This window comes from Paraglaciecola sp. (genome assembly GCF_051252315.1).
Taxonomy (GTDB): Bacteria; Pseudomonadota; Gammaproteobacteria; order Enterobacterales; family Alteromonadaceae; genus Paraglaciecola.
Map to the genome: position 1 here is coordinate 1 of NZ_JBPOFP010000156.1, position 8,580 is coordinate 8,580.

Sequence of the window (8,580 nt, forward strand, 5' to 3'; positions counted from 1 at the left end):
GAGTATCAACACGCCATATCTTTAGGTTGCGAATATTTTCAGGGATATTTTTTCAGTCGTCCTGAGGTTATTAAGTCCGTATCATTTAATCCCGCACAAATGTCTGTCATTAACCTAATGTCAGAAATGAATAAATCGGAACCTAATATTAATGCCGTCACTTCAATATTCGAAGCTGAAGTCAATCTATCCTTTAAGTTACTGCGTTATTTACAATCTCCTATTTTTAAACGAATAAAGAAAATTGAAACCATCAAACAAGCCACTGTTATTTTAGGTAACGAAGAGTTAAAACGATTTGTATCTTTGTTATTTACAGCGCAATTCTCTGAAAACAAACCAGAACAACTTACCGTAATGAGTTTAGCCAGAGCAAGATTTTGTGAGCTTATGGTGCAAACACATATTTTGAAAGGTATTGAGTCATCCGCATTTTTAGTCGGATTATTGTCACTAATAGATGCATTAGTTGACGGTGATATTAAAGAGTTAATGAACATACTGCCAATTTCTAACGAAATCAAAGAAGCGATAGTGAATCGTCAAGGTGCCTCAGCCAATTTGCTACAATTATGCGAAATGTACGAAAGCGCTGAGTGGGAAACAATCGAGACCTATTGCAAAAAAATGAGTATTGATGCTGACAAAACCTCCGAACTATTTCAACAAGCATTGCAGTGGGCGAGCGAACGAAACAAGTCTTTGCAATAGGCCTATCAATCCCTTCTAAACATATCCCCTTTAAATAGTTCAAAATGCTAAGTAATAGTTCAAATAGATATACCAGTCCTCTAAATATTTTGATATCGTTCTATATATAGAATTATTTCATATAAACCACACTATTTTCGTGAGAGATACATGACAAACTCAATATCAACTGTGACTCATTTAAAACAACTTGAAGCTGAAAGTATTCATATTTTCCGTGAAGTTGCTGCAGAATTTGACAACCCAGTGATGCTTTACTCTGTAGGTAAAGACTCGTCTGTTTTATTACACTTAGCTCGCAAAGCTTTTGCTCCAGGAAAAATTCCTTTTCCTTTGTTACACGTAGATACCACTTGGAAATTTCACGAAATGATCGAATTTCGTGATCAAATGGCGAAAAAACATGATTTAAACCTTCTGGTTCACATTAACCCAGACGGTCTGAAAATGAATGTGGGCCCATTTAGCCACGGCAGTGCTAAACACACTGACATCATGAAAACAGCTGGATTAAAACAAGCATTAGACCACTATAAGTTTGATGCAGCTTTCGGTGGAGCAAGACGAGATGAAGAAAAGTCTCGTGCCAAAGAACGAGTTTATTCTTTCCGTGATGACAATCACAGATGGGATCCTAAAAACCAACGTCCAGAGTTATGGAATATCTACAACTCACAAATTAACAAAGGCGAAAGCATTCGTGTATTCCCGATGTCAAACTGGACCGAATTAGATATCTGGCAATATATCTACATGGAAGGCATTGAAATTCCATCACTTTACCTTGCTAAACCTCGCCCCGTTGTAGAAAGAGATGGTGTGCTCATTATGGTTGATGATGATCGTATGCCTTTAGAAGAAGGTGAAACACCTGAAATGAAGTCAGTTCGTTTTAGAACCTTAGGTTGCTATCCATTAACAGGAGCTGTTGAATCGACAGCAGCGACCTTACCTGAAGTTATTCAAGAAATGCTGTTAACTAAAACTTCAGAACGACAAGGTCGTGTCATTGATCACGATTCTTCTGGTTCAATGGAGAAGAAAAAAATGGAAGGATACTTCTAATGGCAACCAATATTGTTTGGCATAAACATGAAGTGGATAAAGTTAGGAGAGCTCAGGCTAAAACTCAAAAACCATGCGTTTTGTGGTTAACCGGTTTAAGTGGTTCGGGAAAATCGACCATAGCCAACTTACTTGAAAAGAAACTAGCCGAACACGACAAACACACCTATTTATTAGATGGTGATAATGTGCGTCATGGTTTATGTGGTGACTTAGGCTTTAGTGATAAAGACCGAGTAGAAAACATTAGACGAATTGGTGAAGTTGCAAAGTTATTCGTCGATGCTGGCCTAGTCGTGTTAACCGCATTCATTTCACCGTTTAAAAGTGAAAGAGACTATTGCCGTAATTTATTAGACTCGTCTGAATTTGTTGAAATTTTTATCGATACACCTTTGGCCGAATGTGAAAAACGCGATCCAAAAGGTTTGTATCAAAAAGCTAGGCAAGGTGACATTAAAGATTTTACTGGTATTGATTCGCCTTATGAAGCACCTGAGTCGCCAGAAATCACTTTAAGTTACTCAGGTCAAACAGCCGAAGAATCTGCAGAACAAATTTTTGAGTTACTAAAAGAAAAAGGGTTTATTGCATAATGTTAAATGAAACTCTTATTCAAAGTATTGTTGATCTAAGCCACCAAGCTGGTGAAAAGATCATGGATATATATCAAAAAGATTTTGCGATATATGAAAAATCTGATGAAAGCCCGCTAACTGAAGCCGATCTAGCTGCACACAATTGTATTGTTGCTGGTCTAAAAGCGGTATCAGACTTACCTATTTTATCAGAAGAGTCGGCCGATATTAGTTGGCAAGAACGTAGTTCATGGCAATCATATTGGTTAGTCGATCCCCTAGATGGCACCAAAGAATTTATTAAAAAGAACGGTGAGTTCACGGTAAATATAGCTTTAATAGACAAAGGTGTACCTATCTTTGGTGTGGTTTTTGCTCCCGTATTAGAACAAACCTATGTTGGCGTTGTTGGCCAAGGTGCCTATAAAATAACATCAGGTGAAAAGGTTGCTATAAGTCCTAAGAAACACTCTAAAGGTGATACTTGGAAAATAGTCGGCAGTCGTTCACATCAAAGTCCAGAAATCCAAGCATTACTTGAATCTTTGCCCGGCAACACTGAATTGGTCGCTATGGGGAGCTCATTGAAATTATGCCTAGTGTCTGAAGGTGCTGCACATTTATACCCTCGTTTGGGCCCCACATCAGAGTGGGATACAGGCGCAGCACAAGCAGTGGTTGAGGCAGCTGGTGGCAAAGTGACCATAATTGAAGATGCCAAAGACCCTTTGAGAGAAGATGCTTCACCTCTTCGATATAATCAAAAAGATTCCGTTTTAAATCCATTTTTTCTAGTGAGTTGCTAATTATGAATAGCGAAAATACCTTATTACAGTCCGACATTTTGGGCTACCTTGACCAACATGAAAAGAAAGACATGTTGCGTTTTTTAACTTGTGGCAGCGTTGATGATGGGAAAAGTACCCTAATTGGTCGTTTGTTACATGATTCAAAAATGATATTTGAAGATCAATTAGCTGCCATTACAAAAGACAGTAAAAAGGTCGGCACAACCGGCGAAAAAGTTGACTTAGCTTTATTAGTGGATGGTTTACAATCTGAGCGTGAGCAAGGTATCACTATCGATGTGGCGTATCGTTATTTTTCCACAGACAAACGCAAGTTTATTATTGCTGACACTCCTGGCCACGAACAGTATACCCGTAACATGGTTACCGGAGCTTCAACTTGTGATGTAGCAATTATTTTGATTGATGCACGTGCTGGCGTTAAAACGCAAACTCGTAGACATTCGTTTTTAGTTTCTTTATTAGGCATTAAACACGTTGTTGTTGCCATCAATAAAATGGATTTAATGGAATACAGTGAGTCTGTATATGAAGAGATTAAGAAAGATTATTTGGAGTTTTCTAAACAATTAGAAATACCAGATATTCAGTTTATCCCGTTATCCGCTCTTGAAGGTGACAACGTGGTAAACATCAGTGAAAGTACACCTTGGTACCAAGGTGAAACATTGATGAAGATGTTAGAAAACATTGAAGTTGACAAAGACTTTAACTTAGATGATTTCCGCTTCCCAGTACAATATGTAAACCGCCCTAACCTTAATTTTAGAGGTTTTGCAGGTACAGTGGTATCTGGTCAAATCAAACCAGGTGATAGCGTTACAGCGTTACCATCTGGCAAACAATCAAAAGTGAAAGCAATTGTAAACTTCGAGGGTGAACAAGACATAGCTTATGTGCCTTTAACTACCACCTTAACTTTGGAAGATGAGATTGATATTTCTCGTGGTGACATGATTGTTAAAAGTGAAAATCTGCCATTACATTCTAATACTTATGTGACCAACTTAGTGTGGATGGACGAAGAGCCACTCATGCCTCATAAACAATATGGGTTTAAATTTGCTACTAAATTTGTACCGGGCAGTGTGACTGATATCGACTATCAAATTGATGTTAACTCTATGGAGCATAAAGACGCGGTTCGTTTAGAATTAAACGAAATTGCGGTAGGTAAAATTAAACTAACACAGCCAGTCGCCTGTGACCCTTATAAACAAAACCGCACAACAGGTGCCTTTATCATTATTGACCGTTTAACTAACGGTACAGTTGGTGCAGGCATGATTATTAATGCGGCAGAAGAAAATGCTAACAAGTCAGAGTTTTCAGAGTTCGAACTTGAATTTAATGCGTTAGTTAGAAAGCACTTTCCACATTGGAATGCTACCGACATCACTAAGCTTTAATAACAAGATACAATTAAATGGATATTAATCAGTATCTGGTTTTAGCAATATTTGCCAGTACTATTGTGGCGCTTGTCTTAACAGACCAGCGCCCTTCCCTCATCTTTGCCGCGTCCTTATTAGCTCTGCTCGCTAGTCAAACGTTAGTCATTAATGATGTGTTAAACAACTTTACTAACCAAGGGTTAGTCACATTAATTTTGTTATTACTGGTCAGTTCGGCCGTCGATAAAACATCGTTAATTAAGCGTTTAGCCCGAACCCTAGTCACCGCTAATTTTAAAACAAGTTTTTGGCGTCTATTTGGTTTAACTTTTGCTTCATCAGCCTTGTTAAATAACACGGCGATTGTGGCTAGCCTCATCGGCCCAGTGAAACAAAACCAATACCACCATGCTTCGCGGCTGCTTATTCCATTATCTTATTCCGCCATTCTAGGAGGCACTGTAACCTTAATTGGTACTTCTACTAACTTAATCGTTGATAGTTTCTTGATTGAACATGGCCACCCTGGCTTTAACTTTTGGGACTTTACCCTATATGGTTTAGTTGCCGGTTTAAGTTGTGGTTTATTAATGTTTTTAATGACCCCTTTATTACCCGAAATTGAAAACAAAAATAATCAATACCAAAGTTATTTTATCGAAGCCGATGTAGATGCAGATTCCGAGTTGGTGGGTAAAACTGTAGAAGAAAATCATCTTCGCAACCTACCTGAGCTATTTCTAATAGAAGTCGCAAGAGACGGAAAACTTATCACACCAATTACGCCAGACTTTGTCATCAGTGCAGGTGACAAGTTAATTTTTACTGGCAATGTACAAAATGTCGATAATTTAAGTCATATCAAAGGTTTGAAACTTTTCGCTGAGTCTAATGGGTTACTAAGAGAAAACCTAACAGAGGTGATAATCTCTAACCGAGCACCTATTATAGGAAAAACACTCAAGGTTTTAGGTTTTAGAGCCTTGTTTGATGCCGCTGTTGTAGCGATTCGAAGAGATGGAGAGTCACTATCAGGAAAATTAGGCGAACTAAAATTGCAAGCCGGTGATTTTTTGTTACTCGCCACTGGACCTGACTTTATGCAAAGACATAACCTAGTCAAAAACTTCTTTATTTTATCTGAAAAGAAAATGACCACAAAACTCAGTCGAAAGCAGGAATGGATAACATTCGGTGGGTTTATAGTTACGGTTGGATTGGCTGCAAGTTCAGTCATTAGTCTAGTGACAGGTTTGATATTCTTCTTAGCTACACTGGTTATAAGTGGTGTCACCTCAAACAATGAAATTAAACGTAATATTCCATTAAATTTAATAATAGTCATTGTTGGTGCATTAAGTTTAGCCACCGCATTAGAGAAAACCGGGGTAATTAGCTATCTGATGGAAGCCATATACCCTTGGGCATCCTCTGTTAGCCCCATATGGGCGTTAGTCTGTATTTATGTACTTACACTAGTATTAACTGAATTAGTCACTAACAACGCTGCTGCTGCGCTTATGTTTCCATTTGCATATGGCATGGTTGAGTTATTGGGAGCTCCACTCATGCCCTTCGCTCTTGCCGTAGCTTTTGCTGCCAGTGCTAGCTTTATTTCTCCATACGGATATCAAACCAATCTTTTAGTTTTTAGTGCGAGTAATTATAAATTTAAACACTTCATTAAATTTGGCCTGCCAATATCAATTTGTTATTCAACAATCGTATTGCTGCTGCTTAAACACTCATACGGACTTTAATTAAAGCCATTTAGGCTCGATAAGTCTCTGATTTTAGCGGGGCTAATAACAGATAAAAAATCCAAGCAAACCAAGAGACAAAAATAACAGCTAAAATCCACGCTGCTTTCTCCCCTCCTCTGGTTCTATTGGAAACAATTATCGCTATAACAGGAATGATCCAAAAGATAAAAAAGACAACCCCACCTAAAAAAGCAAACATATTTAGTACTCCTTTTATGCCAACATTCATTATATTTCGTTGGATGCATTGTACACAGCAATGACTGTTCCAAAATTAAACTTCAATTAATTCAATAAGATAAGGGGTGTGGTTGATTTCATGGTGAGTGTTTTTGGCTAAATAATAAGTGTTTTAACCAATTTTTAAGGAATGTGTGTTTTTATACTCATACGCATTGGTATTAGAAGTGACTGATAGTCAATTGAAGCAGCCTAGACTCATAGGACCTCAAACGTAGACGGTTCCAACATATTACTCAGATATGAAATACAATAAATTTAGCCTTTAGCTATATAGCTGTTTTAGAAGAGCCTTGTACTGCGAGATTAATTTCTGCCATTTCTTCTTCGGTTAAATTGCGCCATTGACCCGGTTTTAAACCCGCCAACCTTACTGACATAATGCGTGAACGTTTCAGTTTAGTAACTTCATAACCAAGGTATTCACACATTCGCCGAATTTGCCTATTTAGACCTTGCGTTAATACAATTCGAAACACCATTTTACTTTGCATAGTGACAACACAGGGTTTGGTCACTGTATCCAAAATAGGAATACCGTTCGCCATTTTTTTGATGAAGTGCTCTGTTAAAGGGCGATTAACCGTTACAACATATTCTTTATCATGGGCGTTTTCGGCTCTTAAAATTTTATTAACTATGTCCCCATCACTGGTCAAAAAAATTAAACCTTCAGAGGGCTTATCTAGCCTACCTATTGGAAAAATTCGTTGTTTATGACCTATTGCATCAACAATATTTCCTTGAACATGACGCTCAGTAGTGCACGTTATTCCCACTGGTTTATGATACGCAATATATACTCTATCAGACTTATTCTGAGCGCTAGCTGCAATACTTTGATTGTCTACCGTAACTTTGTCACCAGGAGAAACCTTTGTACCTAGCTCAGGTATATTGCCATTGATTTTAACGCGCTGTTGTTCGATTAATTTATCAGCCTCTCGACGAGAGCAATAACCGGAATCGCTGATAAATTTATTTAATCGTATTAATGACATTAATATTCACACTCATATATTGGGCAGGAAGTTGCAGGTTGTTTCATTATTTTATACTGAAATAAAGTAAATTAACTTATTTTAATTGCTGACTGATAAGAGTCTTCGGATCAAACACGTAATTTTTTCTTATGGGGTTATTAAATTTGCTGTATTGCCTCAATACAGCTTTATTCCATTTAGGCGCCTCTAAAAATCGCCCTAATGTATCAACATTTTTTTGATTGAGTTCAGATAGTTTTGTTTCAATTATAACACCATGGCTTTTCGCAAAATCAACACCGTTGAGATAATCATAAAATAAAATCAAGGCTAATCCAGCTTCCAAAAAGTGTCCACCAAGGCTTAAATCCATGTCGCCATTTTTAATATATTGAATTGACTCAGGAGCCCAATCAACTCCACCAACCAAAGTCCTATGTGTGTATTTGTTAGCATTAATTCCGTCAATGATCCCCCAAGCCATGGTATCACTCGCAGCCCAAAAAATGTCAATATCCTTATGACGATACAACACGGCTTTCATTTTTTCTCTAACAATATTTCGACGCCAGTCAGCTGACACGATATTGTATGAGCGGCTACTTTTATCTTGTTGAATAACCGCCTCTACCCCTTGGGCTCTTTGTTTACTCACTGCCGCAAACGGTAATCCAGTAAAACCATAAAAATTTGCGTTACAATCTTCCTGGCTACAATTTTTATCTATTCGAAAATGATGTAATAAGGCTTCAGCTAAACGCTCTCCCACCAAAACATCATTTGGAGACATATGACCAATCCAAAGAGGAAATCGCTCCCTAGGTTTTCCTAACAATGAATACTGCTCTCTAGAAACATTTGTATTTAAACTAAAAAAAGGAATAGATTTTCGATCTAACAGTTTTAGAAAATTTTCTTCAGCCCCCAAGAAAAAAGGTGACAGAATCAAACTAGGGGGTTGTTTTAATCGTTTAAGATAGTGTTGAATGTATTCAACACTATTAAACCGGTCTCTGTGGGATTGAGGTATGTAGTCA

The 8,580-nt window shown here is 37.7% G+C and carries 8 protein-coding genes and 1 pseudogene; 6 read left to right on the top strand and 3 right to left on the bottom strand.

The genetic code is table 11. From position 1 onward, the window contains the following. The 6 genes from ACSHXM_RS19710 to ACSHXM_RS19735 all read left to right on the top strand — a co-directional run. Positions 1–711, top strand: a 711-nt coding sequence (locus ACSHXM_RS19710) for an EAL and HDOD domain-containing protein (RefSeq protein ID WP_435691748.1), incomplete at its 5' end; no start/stop codon positions are given. Positions 712–861: 150 nt separating this feature from the next. Then, on the top strand, positions 862–1,776 hold the full coding sequence (gene cysD / locus ACSHXM_RS19715; RefSeq protein WP_435691751.1) for a sulfate adenylyltransferase subunit CysD: 915 nt from the start codon (positions 862–864) through the stop codon (positions 1,774–1,776). Next, positions 1,776–2,372, top strand: a complete 597-nt coding sequence (gene cysC / locus ACSHXM_RS19720) for an adenylyl-sulfate kinase (protein ID WP_435691753.1) — start codon at positions 1,776–1,778, stop codon at positions 2,370–2,372. The genes cysD and cysC overlap by 1 nt, the downstream gene beginning before the upstream one ends. Then, positions 2,372–3,160, top strand: a complete 789-nt coding sequence (gene cysQ, locus ACSHXM_RS19725; RefSeq protein WP_435691755.1) for a 3'(2'),5'-bisphosphate nucleotidase CysQ — start codon at positions 2,372–2,374, stop codon at positions 3,158–3,160. Before cysC ends, cysQ begins: the two co-directional genes overlap by 1 nt. A 2-nt stretch (positions 3,161–3,162) precedes the next feature. Then, on the top strand, positions 3,163–4,572 hold the full coding sequence (gene cysN, locus ACSHXM_RS19730) for a sulfate adenylyltransferase subunit CysN (protein ID WP_435691757.1): 1,410 nt from the start codon (positions 3,163–3,165) through the stop codon (positions 4,570–4,572). A 17-nt stretch (positions 4,573–4,589) separates the two neighbouring features. After that, the gene (locus ACSHXM_RS19735) at positions 4,590–6,317 is read left to right on the top strand and encodes an SLC13 family permease (protein ID WP_435691759.1); all 1,728 of its coding nucleotides are present in this window, start codon (positions 4,590–4,592) and stop codon (positions 6,315–6,317) included. Positions 6,318–6,327: 10 nt separating this feature from the next. Here ACSHXM_RS19735 and ACSHXM_RS19740 read toward each other — a convergent pair whose 3' ends face one another. The 3 genes and pseudogenes from ACSHXM_RS19740 to ACSHXM_RS19750 all read right to left on the bottom strand — a co-directional run. Then, the gene (locus ACSHXM_RS19740) at positions 6,328–6,519 is read right to left on the bottom strand and encodes a PLDc N-terminal domain-containing protein (RefSeq protein WP_435691761.1); all 192 of its coding nucleotides are present in this window, start codon (positions 6,517–6,519) and stop codon (positions 6,328–6,330) included. 313 nt (positions 6,520–6,832) lie between these two features. Beyond that, positions 6,833–7,561: pseudogene (rluF, locus tag ACSHXM_RS19745) on the bottom strand (23S rRNA pseudouridine(2604) synthase RluF); the annotation flags it as partial. 76 nt (positions 7,562–7,637) lie between these two features. Continuing rightward, a partial coding sequence (locus ACSHXM_RS19750) for a substrate-binding domain-containing protein (protein ID WP_435691763.1) occupies positions 7,638–8,580 on the bottom strand: 943 nt, incomplete at its 5' end.